Genomic DNA, 23,020 nt, shown 5'->3' on the forward strand with positions numbered 1-23,020 from the left:
TGCCGAATGTCAGACCGCTATCGCGAGCAGGCTCGCTCCCACAGGGGTTACAACAAGATCAAGGCTTTTTGGCGGAAGCCTTGACGCTGCGCTGGCGCAGCGCTTCGAACAGGCACACACCGGTCGCGACCGAAACGTTAAGGCTGCTGACGCTACCGGCCATCGGCAGCTTGACCAGGTAATCGCAGTGCTCGCGGGTCAGGCGGCGCATGCCCTTGCCTTCGGCGCCCATGATCAGGATCGTCGGGCCCGTCAGGTCCTGGTCATAAATGCTGACCTCGGCCTCACCCGCCGTGCCAACCACCCACAAGCCGCGCTGCTGGAGTTTTTCCAGGGTACGCGCCAGGTTGGTCACCGCCACCAGTGGAATCACTTCCGCCGCGCCGCAGGCGACCTTACGCACAGCCGGCGTCAGGGTTGCCGACTTGTCTTTAGGCACGATCACCGCCAACGCACCCGCCGCATCCGCCGAACGCAGGCAGGCGCCGAGGTTATGCGGGTCGGTCACGCCGTCCAGCACCAGCAGCAGGGGCGCGCCTTCGGTGCGATCGAGCAGTTCGTCGAGCATCGCCTCGCCCCAGACCTGGCTCGGGCTTACGTCCGCAACCACACCCTGGTGAACGCCTTCGACCCACACGTCCATTTCACGACGCTCGGCCTGGCCGATGGCAACCTTGTTTTGGGTGGCCAGTTCGACCAGCGCCTGCACACGCGGCTCGCTGCGACCTTCCGCCAACCATACTTGCTTGACACGTTTAGGGTGGTGACGCAGCAGTGCTTCTACGGCGTGCACGCCGTAGATTTTTTCCAGACTCATGACTTGGCCTTAGGTTTGCGCGACCCGCCGCTTTTCGCGGGGGCCGAACCCGCTTTTGGCGGGCCTTTACGGTGTTTACTTGGCTTGCTCGACGGTTTTTCCGCCCCGTGGGACTTTCCCCCAGACGCCGCTTTACCACCGCTTTTGGCTTCGTTGAGCAACTGCTGCTTCAACTCGCGGCTCTTGCGCAGTTCGGCGTTTTTCGCCGCAGCGTCGCTGGGGCGGTAGGCCTCGGGAGCCTTGTCCTTGACAGACGAACGGCGACCGGCCCTGGCTGGCTCAGGCTCCGCGGTTTTTGCAGGAGCACCTTTACCCTTACCTTTGGTCGCAGGCGCTGCGGTCTCGTTGCCACGCTTTTTACGGCCAGTCGGTGCTTCGGCGGGCTTGTCAGACATTCCGAAGTCGATCTTGCGCTCATCGAGGTCGACGCGCATGACCTGCACTTCCACGGTGTCGCCCAGACGGAAGCTGCGACCGGTGCGCTCGCCCGCCAGGCGGTGGTGCACAGGATCGAAGTGGTAGTAATCACCCGGCAAGGCGGTGACGTGCACCAAGCCCTCGACGTAGATGTCGGTCAGCTCGACAAACAAACCAAAGCCTGTCACTGCAGTGATCACGCCTGGGAACGACTCGCCCACGCGGTCTTTCATGAACTCGCACTTGAGCCAGTTCACCACGTCGCGAGTGGCTTCGTCGGCGCGGCGCTCGCTCATGGAGCACTGCTCGCCCAACTGTTCCAGGGCCGCTTCGTCGTACGGATAGATCCGTGCCTTCGGAATGGTCATGGCACCGGCGCGCTTGACGTGCGGGGTGTTCTGCTTGGAATGGATCACGCTGCGGATCGCGCGGTGCGTGAGCAGGTCCGGGTAACGGCGGATCGGCGAGGTGAAGTGGGTGTACGCTTCGTAATTCAGGCCAAAGTGGCCCTGATTGTCGGCGCTGTAAACCGCCTGGCTCAGGGAGCGCAGCATCACGGTCTGGATCACATGGTAATCCGGACGGTCCTTGATGCTGGCCAGCAGTGCCTGGTAGTCCTTCGGCGTCGGGCCGTCCTTGCCTTTGTGCAGGGACAGGCCGAGCTCGCCGAGGAAGGCGCGCAGCTTTTCCAGACGCTCCGGCGGCGGGCCGTCGTGCACGCGGTACAACGCAGGAATCTCGTGCTTCTTGAGGAATTCCGCGGTGGCTACGTTGGCCGCCAGCATGCACTCTTCGATCAGCTTGTGCGCATCGTTACGGGTCGTCGGGGTGATTGCGGCGATCTTGCGCTCGGAACCGAAGACAATCCGGGTTTCCTGGGTCTCGAAATCGATTGCGCCACGCACGTGACGGGCACCCAGCAATACCTTGTACAGCGAGTACAGCTGCTTGAGATGCGGCACCACGCCAGCGTATTCGGTACGCAGGGTCTTGGCTTCACTGGTCTTCGGTGTTTCCAGGATGGTGCTGACCTTGTTGTAGGTCAGGCGCGCCTGGGAGTGGATCACCGCTTCGTAGAACTGGTAGTCGGTCATTTCGCCGGTCTTGGAGATGGTCATCTCGCACACCATGGCCAAACGGTCGACTTTCGGATTCAGCGAGCACAGCCCGTTGGACAGCTGCTCAGGCAGCATCGGGATCACGCGCTCAGGGAAATACACGGAGTTGCCGCGCACCTGGGCTTCGTTATCCAGGGCCGAACCGATCTTCACGTAGCTGGACACGTCGGCAATCGCGACGAACAACTTCCAGCCGCCGGAGAACAGGCGCAGCTTGCCAGGCTTGGCTTCGCAGTAGACCGCATCGTCGAAGTCGCGGGCATCTTCGCCGTCGATGGTGACGAACGGCAGATGGCGCAGGTCGATGCGTTTTTCTTTATCTTTCTCTTCAACTTCCGGCTTGAGCTTGGCGGCTTCCTTGAGCACAGCCTCGGGCCAGACGTGAGGGATGTCGTAGGTGCGCAGCGCGACGTCGATCTCCATGCCCGGCGCCATGTAGTTGCCGACCACTTCAACGATATCGCCCTGTGGCTGGAAGCGCGCAGTTGGCCAGTGGGTGATTTTCACCTCGACGAACTGACCCACCTTGGCGGCGCCATTACGGCCCGGGGTAATCAGCACTTCCTGCTGGACCTTCGGGTTATCCGGCACAACAAAACCGATACCGCCTTCTTCGAAGTAACGGCCGACGATGGACTCGTGGGCACGGGACACCACTTCGACGATCACGCCTTCACGGCGACCACGACGGTCCAGGCCGGAAACACGGGCCAGGGCCCGGTCACCGTCGAACACCAGGCGCATTTGCGCCGGGCTCATGAACAGGTCGTCGCTGCCGTCGTCCGGGATCAGGAAACCGAAGCCGTCACGGTGACCGGCGATGCGGCCCAGGATCAGGTCGAGCTTGTCCACCGGCGCATAGGTGCCGCGCCGGGTGTAGATCAGTTGAGCGTCGCGCTCCATGGCGCGCAGACGGCGGCGCAGGGCTTCGAGTTGGTCCTCGGTGGTCAGACCGAACTCTTCGACCAACTGCTCGCGGCTAGCAGGCGACCCCCGATCGGCGAGATGCGCCAGGATCAGTTCGCGGCTAGGAATAGGGTTTTCATATTTTTCCGCTTCACGAGCGGCCTCGGGATCGAGGGACTGCCAATCGGCCATTAGAGAGTTTTCACCTTGTCTATATGCGGGTTAGTTTGGCATAGGCTTAATGAAACGGGAAATTTCAAGCATCCGATCGCTTTTCTAAAGTCATTTGGCCCGCCTTGGAAGCCCGGAAAAGCACCGCTCGTGAAATTTAGCGGTTTTTTTCTCAGGAGGGGTTTACAGTTAAAAAGACGCTCCGTATAGTGCGCGCCATCGACGACGTACACACGATGTCGATATTGCCCAGATGGTGAAATTGGTAGACACGCCAGCTTCAGGTGCTGGTGACCGCAAGGTCGTGGAAGTTCGAGTCTTCTTCTGGGCACCAATTTCGAGCAACAGGTCAATGACCTGCATGCTCAACAAAAACCCGCGAAAGCGGGTTTTTGCATTTTTGCCCCCTGCAATTGCGTTTGGCAATTACTAAAACAAAAACAGGGGTTTACAGATCAAAATGCGCTCCGTATAGTGCGCGACATCAACAGCGGCAACGCTGAAGATGCTGCCCAGATGGTGAAATTGGTAGACACGCCAGCTTCAGGTGCTGGTGACCGCAAGGTCGTGGAAGTTCGAGTCTTCTTCTGGGCACCAATTCAAGCTTCAAGGTTACGGCCTTGAACCTCACAAAAACCCGCGAAAGCGGGTTTTTGCGTTTCTGGCCTCTGGGAATATATCTGAGCCGCTGACATCGCTATCGCGAGCAAGCTCGCTCCCACAAGGGATTCATGCCGGACACAAAATCTGTATCCACTAAAAATCACCTGTGGGAGCGAGCTTGCTCGCGATGAGGCCAGCCTAGCAGCCTGATCAAGCCCGGAACTGCCCCAGGCTTGCCTTCAACTGCGCCGCCAGGTTGTCGAGCACCTTGCCGCTGGCGGTGGTCTCGACCACGGCCTGGGCCGCCTTCTCGGCCTGGGCATGAATGGTTTCCACCCGCCCGCGCACCGCTTGCGCACCCTGGGCCTGATGAGCCGCTGCCTGAGTCGCCAGGCCGATGGCCGCATGCACCTGCTCCACGGATGCCTGCACCGACTGCTGCAACCGCGCGCTGTCTCGCAGCACCAACAAGCCTTCGCTGGCCTGGCGCCCGGCCTGGCCGATAGCGGCCACCGCTTCGCGAGCCCCCTGCTGCAAGGCCACGATATGCGCCTGGATATCGCCCGTTGAGCTTTGGGTCTTGCTCGCCAGGGCCCGCACCTCATCCGCCACCACGGCAAACCCGCGCCCGGTCTCCCCGGCCCGCGCCGCCTCGATGGCCGCGTTCAAGGCCAACAAGTTAGTCTGCTCGGCGATGCCGTGAATCACCGTCAGCACCACTTCGATCTGTTCGCTCTGCTGCGCCAGCCGCTCGATCACTTTCGCCCCGGTGTCTACCTGCCCGGCCAACGCCTCGATCAAGCTACTGACCTTGGCCGAAGTGCGAGTGTTTTCATCGGTGGCCTGGCGGATCTCCACCACCTGCTGCAAAGCCGCCTGCATCGCCTGGCTTTCCGATTGAGCCTCATCCGCCATTTGCGACAGCGCACGCAGGCTCTCGGCCACCTCATCACGCTGCATCCCGGCCGCCGCATCGGCACCGGAGTTGCGCAAGGTCATCGCACCGATTTCCACACCGGTACGCTGGGCCACATCGCCCGCCTCGCGCACGATGGGTTGCAACTTATCCACAAAGCGGTTGACCGCTGAGGCCATGTCGCCGATTTCGTCCTTGCTGTTGATTTGCACACGCTTGGTCAGGTCACCCTCGCCCGCCGCCAAGTCGTTCATGGCCGCGATCAGCAACTTCAAGCGATTGACCACCCGACGCCCCAGCACCACGGCCAGCAGCACCAGCACGCCGAAGCCCACCAGCGCCAGGCCCAGGCCGATGCGCCAGCGCAAGGTGCCTGCGGCTTCCTGCACAGTGCTAGAGGTATTGGTCTGCATCTGTGTGGCGGTGGCCTGGGCCGACTCCAGACGACCGCGCATGGCGGTGGCGCTGTCGGCCGCCGCCCCCTTGAGGCTGTCACCGACCAACTGGTCGCTGCTGGCGATCAAGGCCAAGAAGCGTTGGTCCAGCGCCTTCAGGTCAGCTTCAACGGAAGCCGTGGAAACGCCCATCAATACTTTGCCAATCTCTACGCCGTTGGGGCTGATCGAGGCTTCGAGGTAATACACCGAGGGGTCGCTCTTCGCCGCATCCAGCACTTTATCCAACGCTCGCTCGCCCTTGCCTTTCTCCAGCAGCGCCTTGTTGATCGGGTTTTCCCGGTTCAGGTAACGAGTCAGGTGCTCACCACTGGCGTCGTCATAAATAACGAACAACACATTAGGGTTGCGCTGGGCCCGGCGGGCGAATTCGGAAAGGGTCGGTATGTCGCTGTCCCACATGGCGCGTGGCGCGACCGAGGCCAGGAGTTGCGCCATATCATTGGCGGAATCCTTGAGCGATTTCTCGAGTGTCGTGCGCAACTGCGCCTGCTCGTCCTTCAGCCGCGTCGACAAACCGGCGGTGAGGCGCTGACGAGTGCTGGCAGACAAACTGTCCAGGCTTGAGGTGACCTCGCGTCCGGCCTGCTCCAGTTCGCCAGACAATTTCTGACTATCCACCCCCAGCCGGACCCCTAGCTCGGCCTCCAGCGCGGTGACCGTGCTTCGGGTCAGCGCGACGGCCACGAGCACTTGCACCAAAAGGGCGATACCCAGGGTAACGAACACAGGCCGCAATAGACGGCTTTGTAACAGTGAGAGAACGGCCGACACAGGGGAATCCCTCTACTAAACGCCATTAAATTGATGGCACTTCAAAGAAGTACTTATTGTTAACGATGCATAGCAAAGGTCGTGCCGTTCGACAGGCAGATACGACAAAGGCCCCAAACGAGGGGCCTTTGTTTTTTACATCAACGACTTATCAGGCAAACGGGTGACGCAGAACGATGGTTTCGTTGCGGTCCGGCCCCGTCGAAATAATGTCGATCGGCGCACCGACCAACTCTTCGACGCGCTTGATGTAGTTGCGGGCCGCCAATGGCAGCTCTTCCAGGGTCTTGGCGCCCACGGTCGATTCGGTCCAGCCCGGCATCTGCTCGTACACCGGCTCCAGGCCGATGTAGCTGTCGGCGTCGGTCGGTGCGTCGATGACGGCGCCGTCCTGGTTCTTGTAGCCCACGCAGATGTTGATGGTTTCCAGGCCGTCCAGCACGTCCAGCTTGGTCAGGCACAGGCCCGAGATGCTGTTGACGTCGATGGCGCGACGCAGGATGACGGCATCGAACCAGCCACAACGACGGGCACGGCCGGTGGTAGCACCGAACTCATGGCCACGCTTGGCCAGGAAGGCGCCGACGTCGTCGAACAGCTCAGTCGGGAACGGACCCGAACCCACGCGAGTGGTGTAGGCCTTGGTGATACCCAGGATGTAGTCCAGGTACATCGGACCGAAACCCGAACCGGTGGCGATGCCGCCGGCGGTGGTGTTGGAGCTGGTGACGTACGGGTAGGTACCGTGGTCGATGTCCAGCAACGAACCCTGGGCACCTTCGAACATGATGTCCTTGCCTGCGCGACGCAGCTCGTGCAGCTCGGCAGTGACGTCGAGCATCATCGGCTTGAGCAGCTCGGCGTACTCCATGCACTCGTCCAGGGTTTTCTGGAAGTCGATGGCTGGTTCTTTGTAGTAATTGACCAGGACAAAGTTGTGGTAGTCCAGCAACTCGCCCAGCTTGGCGGCGAAACGCTCACGGTGGAACAGGTCACCGATGCGCAGGCCACGACGGGCTACTTTATCTTCATAGGCCGGGCCGATGCCGCGACCGGTGGTGCCGATCTTCAGCTCGCCACGGGCCTTTTCACGGGCCTGGTCCAGCGCGACGTGATAGGACAGGATCAGCGGGCAGGACGGGCTGATACGCAGGCGCTCGCGCACCGGTACGCCTTTTTCTTCCAGCTTGATGATTTCCCGCAGCAAGGCGTCGGGAGCAACCACCACACCGTTGCCGATCAGGCACTGAACGCCTTCGCGCAGTACGCCCGACGGAATCAGGTGCAGAACGGTTTTTTCACCGTCGATCACCAAGGTGTGACCTGCGTTGTGGCCACCCTGGTAGCGCACTACGGCGGCAGCATGTTCGGTCAGCAGATCAACGATCTTGCCTTTGCCCTCATCACCCCACTGGGTGCCCAGGACTACGACATTCTTACCCATAACACTTGTCCTCATTCGCGCAAACTTGGTGCCGGCCGCGGCCGGCAGGAAAACTCAAGAAGCCAGCGGCAATACTTGCCAAAGCCCGTTCTGCTGAATCAATTGCCGGTCGCAGTCCGCTTCACGGGCGGCGGCCAAAGGTTGCCCAGGCAAGGCCTGGACGACACGCTGACCCTCACTGCGCAACTGGCAGACTGCTTGCCAGAGTGCCGCATCCGTACTGTCAGGCATCCAGATACCGCCAGACGGTAGCTCGACTTCAGCACGCCCCAGGGTCACCAGGGTTTTCAAATCGGTAGAGAAACCGGTCGCCGGACGGGCACGACCAAAGTCGGCACCGATGTCGTCATAACGGCCGCCCTGGGCGATGGACTGGCCCACGCCCGGGACGAACACGGCGAACACGACACCCGTGTGGTAGTGATAACCGCGCAACTCACCCAGGTCGAAATACAACGGCAACTCGGGGAAACGCACCGACAGACGCTCGGCAATCGCCAGCAAGTCGTCCAGCGCCGCCAACACAGGCGCCGGCGCATGGGCCAGGCGTTCACGGGCAGCGGCCAATACTTCACGTCCGCCACACAGGCCCACCAGCGCCCGCAGCATGTCCGACAGATCGGCCGGCAGGCCCTCGGTCAGGCTGATGACTTCGTCGATGGCCTTGCGCTGCAGGGCATCGAACAGCTGTTGCTCCACTTCGCCGGACAAACCGGCCGCACGGGCCAGGCCGCGATAGATGCCGACATGCCCCAGGTCCATGTGGACATCCGGCACGTCAGCCAGTTGCAGCATGGCCAACATCAGGCTGATGACTTCTACGTCGCTGCTCGGGCTGGCGTCGCCATACAACTCGGCGCCCAACTGGATCGGGCTGCGCGAAGACGACAAGGCACGCGGCTGGGCATGCAGCACACTGCCGGCGTAGCACAGGCGGCTCGGACCTTCGCGGCGCAGGGTGTGTGCATCGATGCGCGCCACCTGCGGCGTGATATCGGCACGAAAGCCCATCTGCCGGCCCGACTGCGGGTCGATAACCTTGAAGGTGCGCAGGTCCAGGTCCTGGCCCGCGCCGGTGAGCAGGGATTCCAGGTACTCGATATGCGGGGTGACGACAAACTCGTAACCCCAACTCTGGAACAGATCCAACACCTGCCGACGCGCTACTTCGATACGCGCAGCTTCCGGTGGCAGTACTTCTTCGATGCCATCTGGCAGCAGCCAGCGGTCTACCGTTGCCATTACGCCATTCCCCTATGGTCCGGGCGGCCAGCTTTCGGGCTGGCCTTGAGTGAAGCAGAAAATGCCTGCGCCAGGCGCGCATCATGGGCAAAAAACGCGCAAGAGCGACGTGACGAATGGCCCGCAATCGGCCTCGCCCAGCACTTCCCTCGAAAAACCTGTCGAGTCGTTCAACCCGACGCCTGCACCTGTGAACCGCAATCGAACGTGCAGACGCAAAAAAGCCGGGAATTTCCCGGCTGCCGCATCATACACACGTTTTCCCAAAGGATCACCCCGCCCGACGCTTTAGCCGCCGGGCGGAGTGCCTCAGGTCAACGTCGCATCAAGGCTTGGCCTTTTCCAGGTAGCGGAAGAAGTCACTGCTTGGGTCCAGGACCATGACGTCGGATTTGTTCGCAAAGCTTTCGCGGTAGGCACGCAGGCTACGATAGAACCCGTAGAACTCCTGATCCTGGCCATAAGCCTTGGAGTAGATCGCAGCGGCCTGGGCATCACCATCACCACGGACCTCTTCCGATTCACGATAGGCTTCGGCCAGCAGCACACGGCGCTGACGATCGGCGTCGGCGCGGATGCCTTCGGCCAGCTCGTTACCCTTGGCGCGGTGCTCGCGGGCTTCACGCTCACGCTCCGTGCTCATCCGCTCGAACACGCTGCGGTTCACTTCCTTCGGCAGGTCGATGGCCTTGACCCGGACATCGACCACTTCGATACCCAGCTCTTTTTCCGCCATCGTGTTCAGCGAACGGGTGATGTCGGCCATGAGCGCATCACGCTCACCGGACACCACTTCATGCAGCGTGCGCTTACCGAACTGGTCACGCAGGCCCGACTCCAGACGACGGGACAGGCGCTCGTCGGCGATCTGCTTCAGGCCCGAGGTCGCGGTGTAGAAGCGCTCGGCATCCTTCACGCGCCACTTGGCATAGGCATCCACCATCACGGCTTTCTTTTCCAGCGTCAGGAAGCGTTGCGTCGGCGCATCCAGCGTCATCAGGCGGCCGTCGAACTTGCGCACCTTGTTGACGTACGGCACCTTCACATGCAGCCCCGGCTGGACATCAGCCTGGACCACGCGACCGAATTGCAGCAACACCGCACGCTCGGTCTGAGCCACGATGTAGAAGCAGTTCCAGGCAGCGATCGCCACGACGACACCGACAATAAGGGCGATCAGCGATTTATTGCTCATCAGCGACTCTCCCTGGTACGTGCTTGCTGTTGCTGCAGGTCCGCCGCCGCACGAGCGTTGGCTTCATTGCTGGCGGCCGCCGAACTGGTCGCCGGCGCGCTGGTGTTGCGCCCGCTCTCGACCATCTTGTCCAGCGGCAGGTACAGCAGATTGCTCTGGCCGTTCTTGTTGCCGGTCACGAGGACCTTGCTGGTGTTGCTGAAGACTTCCTGCATGGTGTCCAGGTACAGACGCTCGCGGGTGACTTCTGGAGCCTTGCGATATTCGGCCACCAGCTTGGTGAAGCGATCAGCCTCACCCTTGGCACGGGAGACCACTTCGTCACGGTAACCGTTGGCATCCTCGATGATGCGCTGGGCCTGACCACGGGCTTCCGGCACGACGCCGTTGGCATAGGTTTCGGCCTGGTTGCGCGAACGCTGCTCGTCTTCACGGGCACGGATCACGTCGTCGAAGGCTTCCTGGACCTCACGCGGGGCTGCCGCGCTCTGGACGTTGACCTGGGTAACGGTGATACCGGTGCGATAGGTATCGAGGAACCGCTGCAGGCGCTCCTTGATTTCGCTGGCCATCAGTTCACGACCTTCGGTCAGCACCTGGTCCATGGCGGTGGAACCCACCACATGGCGCAAGGCACTTTCGGTCGCGTGCTGCAGGCTGGTTTCCGGCTGGTCGACGTTCAGCACGAAGTCCTGCAGGTTGGTGATCTTGTATTGCACGGTCAGCGGCACTTCGACGATGTTCTCGTCTTCGGTCAGCATCTGGCCCTGCTTGGTGTACGCCCGCTCACGCGTGACGTTTTCCAGGTACTTCTGGTCGATCGGCGGGAAATAGATATTCAGGCCCGGCCCAACCGTCTCGTAGTACTTGCCGAAGCGCAGCACCACGGCCTGCTCCTGCTCGTCCACGACATAGACCGCGCTGTACAGCCAGACAGCCGCCAGCACGACCAGACCGATGCCGAGCAGGCCGAAACCGCCGCCCTTGCCCGGACGACCGCCACCCTCGTCACCGCGTTTTTTACCACCACCGAACAAACCGTTCAGGCTTTCCTGCAGCTTTCGGAAGGCCTCGTCGAGATCCGGCGGCCCCTTGCGGTCGCCGTTGTTACGACGCTTGCCACCCCAAGGATCCTGATTATTCGAGTTGCCACCCGGCTCATTCCAAGCCATAGCGCTCTCCATCTGATAAAGCAAAGACGCACCCACGGCGCGCCGACCAATGCTACAGAATGCCTGACACAGCTTTCTCAGGCTTTTATTGCAAAGTGTGTTGCTCGATGAATTCCATCGGTTGCAGCCCTTCGCGGCTGACCAGCCGATTGAGCTCCGCCCGAGGCAGGCGAACAGCCAGCAGGCAGACGCCTTCGTCGTCGTGTTCTTCTTTTTGCACGGCCCCCAGCTCAAAGAACTGAGCTCGCAGCCGGGCGAAACGTTGCGGCAACTTCAGGGTGCCAACAAACAGATCGTTGCCCAACAGCTCGGCCACCGCCTGCTTGAGCAGGTCCAGGCCGGTGCCATCGCGGGCCGACAGCCAGACCCGTTGCGGCTTGCCGTCGGCATCGCGCTGGATCTGCGGCTCCACGCCTTCGAGCAAATCGAGTTTGTTGTATACCTCGAGGATCGGCAAGTCCTGGGCCCCGATCTCGCCCAGCACCACCATCACCTGCTCGATCTGCAGCATCCGGTCCGGTTCGGCGGCATCGATCACGTGCAGCAGCAGGTCGGAGTTGCTCGACTCTTCGAGCGTAGCCCGGAAAGCCTCGACCAGCTTGTGCGGCAGGTGACGGATGAAGCCCACGGTGTCGGCCAGCACGATCGGCCCCAGGTCGTCCAGGTCGAGCCGGCGCAGGGTCGGGTCGAGCGTGGCGAACAATTGGTCGGCGGCGTAGACGTCGGATTGGGTGACATTATTGAACAGGGTCGATTTGCCGGCGTTGGTATAACCCACCAGTGAAACCGTCGGGATATCCGCGCGCTTGCGGCCGCGTCGCGACTGCTCGCGCTGGCTACGGACCTTTTCCAGCCGCCCCTTGATCTGGCGCAGGCGCACCCGCAACAGGCGTCGGTCGGTTTCCAGCTGGGTTTCACCCGGGCCGCGCAGGCCGATACCGCCCTTCTGCCGCTCAAGGTGAGTCCAGCCGCGAACCAGCCGCGTACTCATGTGCTCAAGCTGGGCCAGTTCGACCTGGAGCTTGCCTTCATGGGTGCGGGCGCGTTGGGCGAAAATATCGAGAATCAGCCCCGTACGGTCGATCACGCGACACTCGAAGACACGTTCGAGGTTACGTTCCTGACTGGGCGTGAGGATGTGATTGAAAATCACCAGATCGACCTGTTCGGCCTTGACCAGGTCGCGCAACTCCTCGACCTTGCCACTGCCGATCAGGAACTTGGCGGTTGGCCGATGACGCGGCACGTTGAAAAACGCGACGGTCTCGGCGCCGGCCGAAAGTGCCAATTCCTGAAACTCCTGCGGATCTTCGCGCGCCTCAGGGTCCTGTCCATCCAAGTGAACGAGAATGGCCCGTTCACCACCACCGTGGCGCTCAAAGAACAAAGGAGGCTCCTATCAGGCGTTACCCGGTTCAGCGTCACCGCCTTCGGATTCGGTTGCGCTAGGCAGACGAATTGGACGAACTGGCACGACTGTCGAGATCGCGTGTTTGTAGACCATTTGGCTGACGGTGTTTTTCAGAAGGATGACGAACTGGTCGAAAGACTCGATCGTGCCTTGCAGTTTGATCCCGTTGACCAGATAGATGGACACCCCAACTTTCTCTTTACGTAAAGTGTTCAAGTAAGGGTCTTGTAGCGAATGCCCTTTTGACATGTGCCGCACTCCTTTAAGGATCAATAATAAAAATCGGAATCAGATGGCTTGGGCCGTCACACCCCCAAGGATAGACGGCAATTGCAAGGACTCAGCTCAATATGGAGATGGTCCCAAGGTATTTCAAGGCGCGTGGCAGATTGTCGCAATCGAGACTGTCGAGCCAATGCAAGTCAGTCCAGCTGCGCAGCCAGGTGAACTGGCGTTTCGCCAATTGGCGCGTGGCAATGATCCCACGCTCCTGCATCTCGGCTGACGTCAGCTTGCCGTCCAGGTAATCCCAGACTTGTCGATAACCTACCGCACGTATAGACGGCAACCCGGCATGCAGGTCACTTCGCTCACGCAGGGCTACGACCTCGTCTATGAACCCCTGTTCCAACATTAATGTGAATCTTTGTTCAATTCGCCGATGCAGCACTTGCCGGTTCGCCGGAGCGATGGCCAGATTCGCGACAGTATAGGGCAATTGTTGCAGTCCCGAAGCGGCTGCTTCAGTACTTTGCGCAGATTGTCGCTGGCGCAGGGCCGTCATGCTCTGGCCGCTGACCCGATAAACCTCCAGGGCCCGACTGAGCCGCTGTGGGTCATTGGGGTGGATACGCGCCGCCGATTCCGGGTCGATGATCGCCAATTGCTCGTGCAGGGCTTGCCAGCCAAGGCGCGCGGCCTCTTCTTCAATCTGCGCACGCACCTCGGGATCGGCTGCCGGCATGTCCGCCAACCCGTCGACCAAGGCCTTGTAATACAGCATCGTGCCACCCACCAGCAGCGGAATCCTGCCCCGCGCGGTGATCTCGGCCATGGCCTGGAGTGCGTCACGGCGGAAATCGGCCGCCGAATAAGCCTCGGCCGGGTCGAGGATGTCGATCAAGCGATGGGGAAATTCGGCCAGCAGTTCTTTCGACGGCTTGGCGGTGCCGATGTCCATGCCCCGGTAGACCAGGGCCGAATCGACACTGATCAACTCGCAGGGCAGGACCTTGGTCAATTCGATGGCCAGGTCGGTCTTGCCGGCGGCGGTCGGTCCCATCAGGAAAATCGCGGGTGGCAACTGGCTCATCAACGACCGCGCAGGAACAGTTTGTCCAGGTCGTCCAGGCCCAGTTGGGTCCAGGTCGGCCGGCCATGATTGCATTGACCACTGCGCTCGGTGTTTTCCATGTCCCGCAGCAGGCCGTTCATTTCCGGCAGGGCCAGGCGCCGGTTGGCGCGGATCGCGCCGTGGCAGGCCATGGTGCCGAGCAGTTCGTTCAGGTGCGCCTGGATCCGGTCGCTGGTGCCGTATTCCATCAAGTCCGCCAGCACGTCGCTGACCAGACGATTGGCCTCGGCCTGCTTCAACAAGGCCGGGATCTGACGGATCGCCAGGGTTTCCGGGCCCAGGCGCTGCAATTCGAAGCCCAGGCGCTGGAACCAGGCCACATGTTCTTCGGCGCAATCGGCTTCGCGCTGGCTGACCGCCAGGGACTCGGGCACCAATAGCGGCTGGCCACTCAAGCCTTCGCTGGCCATGGCGATTTTCAGCCGCTCGTACATGATCCGCTCATGGGCGGCGTGCATGTCCACCAGGACCAGGCCCTGGGCATTTTCCGAGAGGATATAAATGCCTTTGAGTTGCGCCAGGGCATAGCCCAGCGGCGGGATATCGCCCTGGCCGTCGGGCATCGCCGCAGCTCCGGCTTCCGGCAAGGGTTTGAAGAACTCGCGATAGGCCGCCTGGGCCTCGGCTGCCGGTACGTTGGATTGCGGGCGCGGCGTGTATTGATACTGATAGCCGCTGCCGGCACCGCTCCCGGCCGTGTTGTAGCTCGGCTGAGGCTGGGGCTGCTCCAGCAGTGCATTGGCCGCCAGGCGCATTTCGCCTTGAGGCCCGAATTCGCCAGCTTCCAACCCCGTTGGCCGGACCATGCCGCCCACCGCCGCCGGCGCCGCCAGTTGATCTTCCGGGCGCACATCGCCCAAGGCGCGGTGCAAGGTGCCGTAGAGAAAATCGTGGACCATGCGCCCGTCACGGAAACGCACCTCATGCTTGGTCGGGTGCACGTTGACGTCGACCACGGCCGGATCGACTTCGAAAAACAGCACGAATGTCGGATGCCGGCCATTGAACAGCACATCGCGATACGCCTGGCGCACCGCGTGGGCCACCAGCTTGTCGCGTACCGCCCGACCGTTCACGTAGAAATACTGCAAGTCCGCCTGGCTGCGCGAGAAGGTCGGCAAGCCGACCCAACCCCACAGGTGCAGGCCATTGCGCTCCACCTCGATGGGCAATGCCTGCTCCAGGAAACCTGCGCCGCACACCGCGCCGACACGGCGGGCGCGGGCCGCATCATCGTGGGCCTCGTGCAGACTGAGGATGGTCTTGCCGTTGTGGCGCAAATGGAACGCTACGTCAAAACGCGCCAGGGCCAGGCGCTTGATGACTTCTTGCAGATGATCGAATTCAGTCTTCTCGGCCTTGAGGAATTTGCGTCGGGCCGGGGTGTTGAAGAACAGGTCGCGCACTTCCACCGAGGTGCCGACCGGATGAGCCGCAGGCTGCACACGGGAGGCCATGTCCCGGCCCTCGGTCTCGACCTGCCAGGCCTGCTCGGCGTCGCGGGTGCGGGAGGTGAGGGTCAGGCGCGACACCGAACTGATGGATGCCAGCGCCTCGCCCCGAAACCCCAGGCTCATGACCCGCTCGAGGTCTTCCAGGTCGCGGATCTTGCTGGTGGCGTGACGCGCCAGGGCCAGCGGCAGGTCGTCGGAAGAAATACCGCCACCGTCATCGCGGACCCGCAGCAGCTTGACGCCGCCCTGCTCGACATCCACGTCGATGCGCTTGGCTCCGGAGTCGAGGCTGTTTTCCAGCAGTTCCTTGATGACCGACGCCGGGCGCTCGACCACTTCACCGGCGGCGATCTGGTTCGCCAGCCGGGGGCTGAGCAGTTCGATGCGAGCGTTGCTGCCGATCACTTCATCACTCATTGCTGGACCGCCACGTCATTGCCGGGAATGGTCAGGGTCTGGCCGATCTTGAGCTCGTCGCTCTTGAGGTTGTTGGCGCTGCGCAAGGTCGCGGGCGACACCTGGTAACGCACGGCGATCATCGCCAGGGTTTCGCCGGGGCTGACCCTATGGTCCCGCGGGCCCTGGGCGATCTTGCCGGAGTCGCGCAGCCAGGCAATGTAAGTGCCTGGCGGTGGGTTCTGCTGGAAGAACTGCCGCACGCCGCTGCTGATGGAACGGGCCAGCGCCTGCTGGTGGTTGGAAGACGACAGCTTGGACGCTTCGTTGGCGTTGGAGATGAAGCCGGTTTCCACCAGGATCGACGGGATATCCGGCGACTTGAGCACCATGAACCCGGCCTGCTCGACGCGCTGCTTGTGCAGCGGCGTGACGCGACCGATGTTGCTCAGGACTTTCTGGCCGACGTTCAGGCTGGAGGTCAACGAGGCTGTCATCGACAAATCGAGCAATACACCGGCGAGCATCCGGTCCTTGTCGTCGAGACTGACGTTGCCGGCACCGCCGATCAGGTCGGAACGGTTTTCGCTGTCGGCCAGCCAACGGGCGGTCTCGGACGTGGCACCGCGGTCGGACAGGGCAAACACCGAGGCCCCGAACGCCGCCGCCGAAGGTGCGGCGTCGGCGTGAATGGAGACGAACAGATCGGCGCCTTTCTTGCGAGCGATTTCGGTACGTCCGCGCAAGGGGATGAAGTAGTCGCCAGTACGGGTCAGTTCGGCGCGGAAGCCTTTCATGCCGTTGACCTGGCGCTGCAATTCGCGGGCGATGGACAGCACCACGTCTTTTTCCCGCTGCCCGCGCGAGCCCGAGGCGCCCGGGTCTTCGCCGCCGTGACCGGCGTCGATCACCACGATGATGTCGCGCTTGCCGGCCGGCGCCGGTGGCAGCTTGAGCGCAGGTTCGGTCGGGGTCACCGGCACTGCCGGTACCGTGGCGACATTGGTCGGCGGCGGCGGAGGTGGCGCCGCATCGGCCGGGTTGTCGAACAGGTCCACCACCAGCCGGTTGCCGTATTGGGCATTGGGGGCCAGGGTGAAGCTTTTCGGGGTCACGGCTTTTTTCAGGTCGATGACCACCCGCAGGTCGGTCGGCGTACGCTGGGCCGAGCGCATCGCGGTAATTGGCGTGTTGGCGGTCGCCACGTTCAATGGCGCGCCCAGGGACGCACCGTTGATGTCGATCACCAGGCGATCCGGGGCGGTCAGGGTGAATACGCTGTGCTGCACCGGGCCCGTCAGGTCGAACACCAGCCGTGTGTTGTCCGGCGCCCGCCAGAGGCGAACGCTGTTGACCTTTGTCTCGGCCACAGCATCGACGGCCAGTGCCGTAAGCAACAGTCCTACGACAGCAACCACCGCGCGAAAGCGCATACCAAACCCCATCATCAATTAGTTTTCCAATGCCAAAGCGGCACACCACGACTCGCCACGCGAGCCTTGCGGCGTCAGTTTCAGCGAACGCCCGCCGTTCTGCGCGCCAATGGTAATGGTCAGGTCGGGCTTTGGCAAAAAGCCTGCACCCTTCTGGGGCCATTCGATCAGGCACAAGGCGTCATCTTCGAAATAATCGCGGATACCGAGGAATTCCAGCTCTTCAGGATCCACCAGTCGATACAGGTCGAAATGGAAGGCGCGAATGTCGCCGATCTCGTAGGGCTCGACCAGGGTGAACGTAGGGCTCTTGACGGAGCCGACGTGCCCGAGGCCGCGAATGATGCCACGGGACAGGGTGGTTTTTCCCGCGCCGAGGTCGCCTTCGAGAAAAATCAGGCCGTGGCCGGCGGTGATCTGCGCGATGCGGGCGCCAAATTGTGTCATGGCTTGTTCGTCCGCCACGTACAGGGTTACTTCAGACACGGTGAATGCTCCTCCAACAACTGACGAATGGCCGGAATCAGATCGGTGGCCGCCACACCCCGCCCCGAGCGACCGGCCTGGGCACCTGCGTTGGCATGCAGCCAGACCGCCAGGCACGCGGCCTCGAACCCCTCCATGCCCTGGGCCAGCAAGGCGCCGACCACGCCAGCCAGCACATCCCCCAGGCCTGCCGTGGCCATGGCCGGATGGCCCTGGCTGCAAACCGCCAGGCGACCGTCCGGGCTGGCAATCAGGCTGCCGGCGCCCTTGAGGATCACCGTGGCGGTGTATTTCTGGCTCAATGCATGGGCCGCCGCCGGACGGTCGGCCTGCACCTGGGCTGTGGATAACTCCAACAATCGCGCCGCCTCGCCCGGGTGCGGGGTGATGACACACTGTTCAGGCAAGCGAACCTCGCCGCTGCTCAACACGTTCAGCGCATCGGCATCCCATACTTGCGGCAGCGGCGCATTGGCCGCCGCCGACAACAGGCTGCGCCCCCACGCGGCTTGGCCCAGGCCCGGCCCGACCACCAGCACGCTGGCCTGCTGGAGCAAGCCCATCAATTGGTTCGCCGAATGGGTGCCTTGCACCATCACTTCCGGCAAACGCGTCAGCGCGGCGGATACATGCTCGCAGCGGGTCGCCATCGAAACCATCCCCGCACCGCAGCGCAGGGCGCTTTCGGCGCTCATCTGGATCGCGCCGCCAAAGCCCCGGTCGCCACCGATCAACAGCACGTGACCGAACTTGCCTTTGTGGGACGTGGCGGCACGAGGCGTCAGACGTGGCAGATTATGGGGTGAGAGCAATCGGGCACTGGCCGGTGCCGTGTCAACAATATCTGGATCGGCGTGCAGGTCGTTGAACACCAGTTCACCGACCCGGTCCGCCGCTTCGCCGGTAAACAGACCAAGCTTCAAGCCAATAAAGGTCACGGTGAGGTCGGCCACCACCGCCGTGCCCAGTACCCGACCGGTATCGGCGCACAACCCCGAGGGGATATCCACCGCTGCGACCGGCAGACCGCTGACATTGATCGTATCGATAGCCCGCACATAAGGCTCGCGCACATCACCACTCAAGCCCGTACCGAGCAGCGCATCCAGCAACACACCGCGCAATTCAGCCTCATCCGACCACGGTTCCATCGGCACGCCCACCGCCACCGCCTCGGCGTGGGCATTGGCGGCGTCACCCTGCAAGCGCCGGGGTTCGCCCACCGTCAGCACCCGCACCGACCAGCCGGCGCGCCGGGCCAGGGTCGCGACCAGGTAGCCATCGCCAGCGTTGTTGCCATGCCCGGCCAGCACCGTCAGCTCCTGGGCGTCAGGCCAGCGCCGGACGATCGCTCGCCAGGTGGCGCGGGCGGCGCGCTGCATCAATTCGAAACCGGTGGTGCCGGCCGCGATCAGTTGTGCGTCGAGGGCCCGGACCTGCGCGGCGCTGTACAGCGCGTCGGGAAAATCATCTTTAGTGTGCGGCATGCGTCTTCGGGCTCCGATGTCTGGCAGAATTATACGCATCTCAGCTCTGGTTTCTCTCGCCTCATGCCTGCCATTCCCACAGACCTCCCCGCCCTCGCCCAATCCATCAAGGAGTGGGGCCGCGAGCTGGGCTTCCAGCAGGTCGGCATCAGCGGCCTGGACCTTGCCGAGCATGAGCAACACCTGCAACGCTGGCTCGATGCCGGCTACCACGGCGAAATGGACTACATGGGCGCCCACGGCAGCAAACGCTCGCATCCCGAGGAACTGGTGCCGGGTACGCTACGGGTGGTTTCCCTGCGCATGGACTACCTGTCGGGCGACACGCACATGGCGCAGATGCTCGGCCAACCGGAGAAAGCCTACGTCTCGCGTTATGCATTGGGCCGCGATTACCACAAATTGATCCGTAAACGTGTACAGCAACTGGCAGAAAAAATTCAGGCGGTGATCGGTCCCTTTGGTTATCGCGCCTTCGTCGACAGCGCGCCGGTCCTGGAAAAAGCCATCGCCGAACAGGCCGGCCTGGGCTGGATCGGTAAAAATACCCTGGTGTTGAACCGCAAGGCCGGCAGCTATTTCTTCCTGAGCGAGCTGTTTGTCGACCTGCCGCTACCGGTGGATCCACCCCATGCCAGCGAACATTGCGGAAAATGCACCGCGTGCCTGGACATCTGTCCTACGAATGCCTTCGTCGGGCCCTACGTACTCGATGCCCGCCGCTGCATTTCCTACCTGACCATCGAGCTGAAAAGCGCCATCCCCGAAGAACTGCGGCCGTTGATCGGCAACCGGGTGTTCGGCTGCGATGACTGCCAGATCGTCTGCCCATGGAACCGCTTCGCCCGGCCGTCCGGGGAAAGCGACTTCAAGCCACGGCACAACCTGGACAATGCCGGGCTGGCCGAGCTGTTCATGTGGGACGAAACGACGTTCCTGAGCAGCACCGAAGGCTCGCCGCTGCGCCGCGCCGGTTACGAGCGCTGGCTGCGCAACCTGGCAGTGGGCCTGGGTAATGCGCCGTCAACGATTCCCGTGCTGCAAGCGCTGGAGGCGCGGCGCGACTACCCGTCGGAGCTGGTGCGCGAGCACGTGGAGTGGGCGTTGCGGCAACATGCCGAGCGTCAAGCCTCGTCGTTGTAGACGAACTTCGGCATTTCCCAGTGAAAACGGATCGCCAGGAGCCGCAACAGGAAACCGCCGAACAAAGTGATGAGGATCGCCTGTTCGCTTGGCAGTTGCAGGAAGACGCACAGCAGATAACACCACGCAGCGGCAAACGAAACGCTGGCGTAGAGCTCCCGACGGAAGATCAACGGAATATCGTTGCAGAAGATGTCCCGCAGAATGCCGCCGAACACCCCAGTGATCACTCCGCTGACCGACGCCACCAGCATGCCATGGCCCATTTCCAGGGCCGTCATGCAGCCGATCAGGGTGAACGCCACCAGCCCCGCGGCGTCGAGCACCAGGAACAATGAACGCAGATGGCGCATCCAGCGCGCCAGGAACACCGTCAACATCGCTGCGGCAGTGGTCAGCACCAGGTATTCGGGGTGCTTGACCCACGTGAGCGGGTAATGCCCGAGCAGCACGTCACGCACCGAACCGCCACCCAGCGCCGTGACACAGGCGATCAGCACCACGCCGAACCAGTCCATACCCCGACGCCCGGCAGACAAGGCGCCAGTCATGGCTTCAGCGGTGATGGCGATCAGATAAAGCATCAGCAACATGATGGCGGTCCTTACGAGAAGGCGCGCAGTCTAGCCATTTCGGGCAGGCACCAAAAGAGGGCAGCCATCGACCAAGCCAAACAAGGAATCTGTGGTCAGGATATCCGTGGGAGCAAGGCTTGCCCGCGATGAAGGCTATGCGGTCTTCCAGGGACCCAGTCGCCTGTTTCGCGAGCAAGCTTTGCTCCCACAAATCCCCGCGCCACAAGAGCGCCGTGCGCTTCAATCAGAACTTGATGAAGTGCTTACGGTAATGCTGCAACTCGGCAATGGACTCGCGGATGTCGTCCAGGGCCAGGTGGCTGCCGCCCTTCTGGAAACTGTCGCGTACTTGCGGTGCCCAGCGGGCGGCCAGTTCCTTGAGGGTGGAGACGTCCAGGTTGCGGTAGTGGAAGTAGCTTTCCAGGGATTTCATGTGGGTGTACAGGAAGCGACGATCCTGGCAGATGCTGTTGCCGCAGATCGGCGACTTGCCCTTGGGCACCCACTGCTCCAGGAAGGCGATGGTCTGGGCTTCGGCCTCGGCCATGCTGATCTTGCTCTCGCGCACCCGCTGGGTCAGGCCCGAGCCGCCGTGCTGGCGAGTGTTCCATTCGTCCATGCCGGCCAGGATCTCGTCGCTGTGATGGATCGCAATGACCGGGCCTTCGGCCAAGGTGTTGAGGTCGCTGTCGGTGACGATGGTGGCCATTTCGATGATGACGTCGGTGTCCGGGTTCAGACCGGTCATTTCCAGGTCGATCCAGATCAGGTTCTGCGGGTTTTGCATAGGGAAGCTCCTCGGCGTAGCCACGCAGTTTAGCCTAGGCCGCCCCTTGGGCGTGCTAAACTCGCGACCGTTTTACCCTATTCGCTGCATTTCTTCATACGGAACACCCATGGCCAAACGCCAACTCAATCGTCGTCAAAACTGGCGCATCGAAAAGATCCAGGGCGAGCGCGCCGCCCGCGCCGCCAAACGCGAATCCAGTGCTGTCGAAGCCCTGGAGGGTGGCGACCTGGGCCCTGAACAGACCGGCCTGGTGATCGCCCACTTCGGCGTGCAGGTCGAGGTCGAAGCCCGGGAAGGCGAGCTGGCCGGCCAAGTGTTCCGCTGCCACTTGCGCGCCAACCTGCCGGCGCTGGTGACGGGCGATCAGGTCGTCTGGCGTGCCGGCAACCAGGGCATCGGCGTGATCGTCGCACAATTGCCGCGCCACACCGAACTGTGCCGTCCGGACAGCCGGGGCCAGCTCAAGCCCGTGGCCGCCAACGTCGACATGATCGTCATCGTGTTCGCCCCGCTGCCCGAACCCCACGCCAACCTGATCGACCGTTATCTGGTGGCCGCCGAACACGCCGGCATCCGTCCGTTGTTGCTGCTCAACAAATTCGACCTGATCGACGAGCACAACGCCCCGGCGCTGAACGCCCTGCTGTCGGTCTATCGGGATCTGGGTTACCCGGTACTGGAAGTCTCGGCCCACCACGGCAACGGCATGGAGCAATTGCAACAGCAACTGGACGGGCACATCAGTGTGTTCGTCGGCCAGTCCGGCGTCGGCAAGTCATCGCTGGTCAACAGCCTGCTGCCGGACGTCGAGACGCGCGTCGGGCCGTTGTCCGAGCTGTCCGGCCAGGGCACCCACACCACCACCACCGCGCGGCTGTTCCACTTCCCCGGCGGCGGTGAATTGATCGACTCACCGGGCATCCGCGAGTTCGGCCTGGGCCACGTCAGCCGGGCCGATGTGGAAGCCGGGTTCATCGAGTTCAATGAGCTGATCGGCACCTGCCGCTTCCGCGACTGCAAGCACGACCGCGAGCCCGGGTGTGCCCTGCTCAAGGCGCTGGAAGAAGGTCGCGTGCATCAGCAGCGGATGAACAGCTACCGCTCGATCATCGCCAGCTTGCCGGAAAGCAGTTACTGACCCGGATGTGAGCCGGACACAATTGTGGCGAGGGGATTTATCCCCGCTGGGGCGCGAAGCGCCCCCCTTTGTATTCCATCTCGAGTATCAGATGAAAAGAGGGGCTGCTGCGCAACCCAGCGG

At 62.4% G+C, this 23,020-nt stretch carries 18 protein-coding genes, 2 tRNA genes and 1 pseudogene; 4 read left to right on the forward strand and 17 right to left on the reverse strand.

Annotated features, from left to right (window positions below):
• Nucleotides 1–58 precede the first annotated feature (58 nt).
• On the reverse strand, nt 59–817 hold the full coding sequence (gene rlmB / locus F7R20_RS15905) for a 23S rRNA (guanosine(2251)-2'-O)-methyltransferase RlmB (RefSeq protein WP_003197246.1): 759 nt from the start codon (nt 815–817) through the stop codon (nt 59–61).
• Complete coding sequence (gene rnr, locus F7R20_RS15910) at nt 814–3,450, reverse strand: ribonuclease R (RefSeq protein WP_003197244.1); 2,637 nt, start codon at nt 3,448–3,450, stop codon at nt 814–816. Before rnr ends, rlmB begins: the two co-directional genes overlap by 4 nt.
• 226 nt (nt 3,451–3,676) lie before the next feature.
• On the opposite strand from rnr, the gene F7R20_RS15915 reads away from it, so the two are divergent.
• Nucleotides 3,677–3,763: transfer RNA gene (locus F7R20_RS15915), tRNA-Leu, on the forward strand.
• A gap of 176 nt (nt 3,764–3,939) precedes the next feature.
• Nucleotides 3,940–4,026, forward strand: a tRNA-Leu gene (locus tag F7R20_RS15920).
• A gap of 216 nt (nt 4,027–4,242) precedes the next feature.
• On the opposite strand, the gene F7R20_RS32320 is transcribed toward F7R20_RS15920, so the two are convergent.
• The 13 genes and pseudogenes from F7R20_RS32320 to F7R20_RS15980 all read right to left on the reverse strand — a co-directional run bounded on the left by F7R20_RS32320 (nt 4,243) and on the right by F7R20_RS15980 (nt 19,251).
• Nucleotides 4,243–5,127 carry a methyl-accepting chemotaxis protein gene (locus F7R20_RS32320; RefSeq protein ID WP_394351213.1) on the reverse strand — a complete coding sequence of 295 codons (885 nt, stop codon included), beginning with the start codon at nt 5,125–5,127 and terminating at the stop codon, nt 4,243–4,245.
• Nucleotides 5,101–5,841: pseudogene (locus F7R20_RS32325) on the reverse strand (HAMP domain-containing protein); the annotation flags it as partial. The gene F7R20_RS32320 and the pseudogene F7R20_RS32325, both read right to left, overlap by 27 nt.
• Nucleotides 5,842–6,328: 487 nt before the next feature.
• The gene (locus F7R20_RS15930) at nt 6,329–7,621 is read right to left on the reverse strand and encodes an adenylosuccinate synthase (protein WP_003197240.1); all 1,293 of its coding nucleotides are present in this window, start codon (nt 7,619–7,621) and stop codon (nt 6,329–6,331) included.
• A 54-nt stretch (nt 7,622–7,675) separates the two neighbouring features.
• Nucleotides 7,676–8,863: an ATP phosphoribosyltransferase regulatory subunit gene (locus F7R20_RS15935; protein WP_003197238.1), complete on the reverse strand. Its 1,188-nt coding sequence runs from the start codon at nt 8,861–8,863 to the stop codon at nt 7,676–7,678.
• Nucleotides 8,864–9,188: 325 nt separating this feature from the next.
• Nucleotides 9,189–10,058 carry a protease modulator HflC gene (hflC, locus tag F7R20_RS15940; protein WP_003197230.1) on the reverse strand — a complete coding sequence of 290 codons (870 nt, stop codon included), beginning with the start codon at nt 10,056–10,058 and terminating at the stop codon, nt 9,189–9,191.
• Nucleotides 10,058–11,230: an FtsH protease activity modulator HflK gene (hflK, locus tag F7R20_RS15945; protein WP_003197228.1), complete on the reverse strand. Its 1,173-nt coding sequence runs from the start codon at nt 11,228–11,230 to the stop codon at nt 10,058–10,060. The genes hflC and hflK overlap by 1 nt, the downstream gene beginning before the upstream one ends.
• An 85-nt stretch (nt 11,231–11,315) precedes the next feature.
• Entirely contained in the window at nt 11,316–12,617 is a 1,302-nt protein-coding gene (hflX, locus tag F7R20_RS15950; protein WP_003197227.1) for a ribosome rescue GTPase HflX, read from the reverse strand.
• A 12-nt stretch (nt 12,618–12,629) separates the two neighbouring features.
• Nucleotides 12,630–12,890, reverse strand: a complete 261-nt coding sequence (gene hfq / locus F7R20_RS15955; RefSeq protein WP_003186419.1) for an RNA chaperone Hfq — start codon at nt 12,888–12,890, stop codon at nt 12,630–12,632.
• A gap of 91 nt (nt 12,891–12,981) precedes the next feature.
• Nucleotides 12,982–13,953: a tRNA (adenosine(37)-N6)-dimethylallyltransferase MiaA gene (gene miaA, locus F7R20_RS15960; RefSeq protein ID WP_003197225.1), complete on the reverse strand. Its 972-nt coding sequence runs from the start codon at nt 13,951–13,953 to the stop codon at nt 12,982–12,984.
• Nucleotides 13,953–15,866, reverse strand: coding sequence for a DNA mismatch repair endonuclease MutL (gene mutL, locus F7R20_RS15965; RefSeq protein ID WP_003197223.1), 1,914 nt, complete (start codon nt 15,864–15,866; stop codon nt 13,953–13,955). The genes miaA and mutL overlap by 1 nt, the downstream gene beginning before the upstream one ends.
• Entirely contained in the window at nt 15,863–17,293 is a 1,431-nt protein-coding gene (locus F7R20_RS15970) for an N-acetylmuramoyl-L-alanine amidase (protein WP_013692130.1), read from the reverse strand. Before F7R20_RS15970 ends, mutL begins: the two co-directional genes overlap by 4 nt.
• Nucleotides 17,294–17,296: 3 nt before the next feature.
• Complete coding sequence (gene tsaE, locus F7R20_RS15975; RefSeq protein ID WP_003197219.1) at nt 17,297–17,764, reverse strand: tRNA (adenosine(37)-N6)-threonylcarbamoyltransferase complex ATPase subunit type 1 TsaE; 468 nt, start codon at nt 17,762–17,764, stop codon at nt 17,297–17,299.
• Nucleotides 17,752–19,251, reverse strand: a complete 1,500-nt coding sequence (locus F7R20_RS15980; protein ID WP_003197217.1) for a bifunctional ADP-dependent NAD(P)H-hydrate dehydratase/NAD(P)H-hydrate epimerase — start codon at nt 19,249–19,251, stop codon at nt 17,752–17,754. The genes tsaE and F7R20_RS15980 overlap by 13 nt, the downstream gene beginning before the upstream one ends.
• A gap of 63 nt (nt 19,252–19,314) precedes the next feature.
• On the opposite strand from F7R20_RS15980, the gene queG reads away from it, so the two are divergent.
• Nucleotides 19,315–20,394: a tRNA epoxyqueuosine(34) reductase QueG gene (gene queG, locus F7R20_RS15985; protein ID WP_003197215.1), complete on the forward strand. Its 1,080-nt coding sequence runs from the start codon at nt 19,315–19,317 to the stop codon at nt 20,392–20,394.
• Here queG and F7R20_RS15990 read toward each other — a convergent pair.
• Together F7R20_RS15990 and orn are read right to left on the reverse strand one after the other, a co-directional pair.
• A complete protein-coding gene (locus tag F7R20_RS15990; protein ID WP_172681391.1) occupies nt 20,376–20,990 on the reverse strand; it encodes a trimeric intracellular cation channel family protein in 615 nt (204 codons plus the stop codon). The two genes, queG and F7R20_RS15990, sit on opposite strands and share 19 nt — an antisense overlap.
• A 223-nt stretch (nt 20,991–21,213) precedes the next feature.
• Complete coding sequence (orn, locus tag F7R20_RS16000) at nt 21,214–21,756, reverse strand: oligoribonuclease (RefSeq protein ID WP_003197208.1); 543 nt, start codon at nt 21,754–21,756, stop codon at nt 21,214–21,216.
• A gap of 109 nt (nt 21,757–21,865) precedes the next feature.
• Between orn and rsgA the strand changes: the two genes are divergently transcribed.
• Complete coding sequence (rsgA, locus tag F7R20_RS16005; protein WP_003197201.1) at nt 21,866–22,897, forward strand: small ribosomal subunit biogenesis GTPase RsgA; 1,032 nt, start codon at nt 21,866–21,868, stop codon at nt 22,895–22,897.
• The last annotated feature ends 123 nt before the right edge of the window (nt 22,898–23,020 follow it).

Source organism: Pseudomonas brassicacearum subsp. brassicacearum (assembly GCF_008801605.1).
GTDB lineage: Bacteria > Pseudomonadota > Gammaproteobacteria > Pseudomonadales > Pseudomonadaceae > Aquipseudomonas > Aquipseudomonas brassicacearum.

What these genes read in the sequence shown, in the direction of transcription:
- queG (WP_003197215.1), top strand. Translation starts at nt 19,315, where the DNA reads ATGCCTGCCATTCCCACAGACCTCCCCGCCCTCGCCCAATCCATCAAG.
- rsgA (WP_003197201.1), top strand. Translation starts at nt 21,866, where the DNA reads ATGGCCAAACGCCAACTCAATCGTCGTCAAAACTGGCGCATCGAAAAG.
- mutL (WP_003197223.1), bottom strand. Translation starts at nt 15,866, where the DNA reads ATGAGTGATGAAGTGATCGGCAGCAACGCTCGCATCGAACTGCTCAGC.
- F7R20_RS32320 (WP_394351213.1), bottom strand. Translation starts at nt 5,127, where the DNA reads ATGGCCTCAGCGGTCAACCGCTTTGTGGATAAGTTGCAACCCATCGTG.
- hflC (WP_003197230.1), bottom strand. Translation starts at nt 10,058, where the DNA reads ATGAGCAATAAATCGCTGATCGCCCTTATTGTCGGTGTCGTCGTGGCG.
- hflK (WP_003197228.1), bottom strand. Translation starts at nt 11,230, where the DNA reads ATGGCTTGGAATGAGCCGGGTGGCAACTCGAATAATCAGGATCCTTGG.
- hfq (WP_003186419.1), bottom strand. Translation starts at nt 12,890, where the DNA reads ATGTCAAAAGGGCATTCGCTACAAGACCCTTACTTGAACACTTTACGT.
- orn (WP_003197208.1), bottom strand. Translation starts at nt 21,756, where the DNA reads ATGCAAAACCCGCAGAACCTGATCTGGATCGACCTGGAAATGACCGGT.
- rnr (WP_003197244.1), bottom strand. Translation starts at nt 3,450, where the DNA reads ATGGCCGATTGGCAGTCCCTCGATCCCGAGGCCGCTCGTGAAGCGGAA.
- F7R20_RS15935 (WP_003197238.1), bottom strand. Translation starts at nt 8,863, where the DNA reads ATGGCAACGGTAGACCGCTGGCTGCTGCCAGATGGCATCGAAGAAGTA.
- F7R20_RS15980 (WP_003197217.1), bottom strand. Translation starts at nt 19,251, where the DNA reads ATGCCGCACACTAAAGATGATTTTCCCGACGCGCTGTACAGCGCCGCG.
- miaA (WP_003197225.1), bottom strand. Translation starts at nt 13,953, where the DNA reads ATGAGCCAGTTGCCACCCGCGATTTTCCTGATGGGACCGACCGCCGCC.
- F7R20_RS15970 (WP_013692130.1), bottom strand. Translation starts at nt 17,293, where the DNA reads ATGATGGGGTTTGGTATGCGCTTTCGCGCGGTGGTTGCTGTCGTAGGA.
- rlmB (WP_003197246.1), bottom strand. Translation starts at nt 817, where the DNA reads ATGAGTCTGGAAAAAATCTACGGCGTGCACGCCGTAGAAGCACTGCTG.
- F7R20_RS15930 (WP_003197240.1), bottom strand. Translation starts at nt 7,621, where the DNA reads ATGGGTAAGAATGTCGTAGTCCTGGGCACCCAGTGGGGTGATGAGGGC.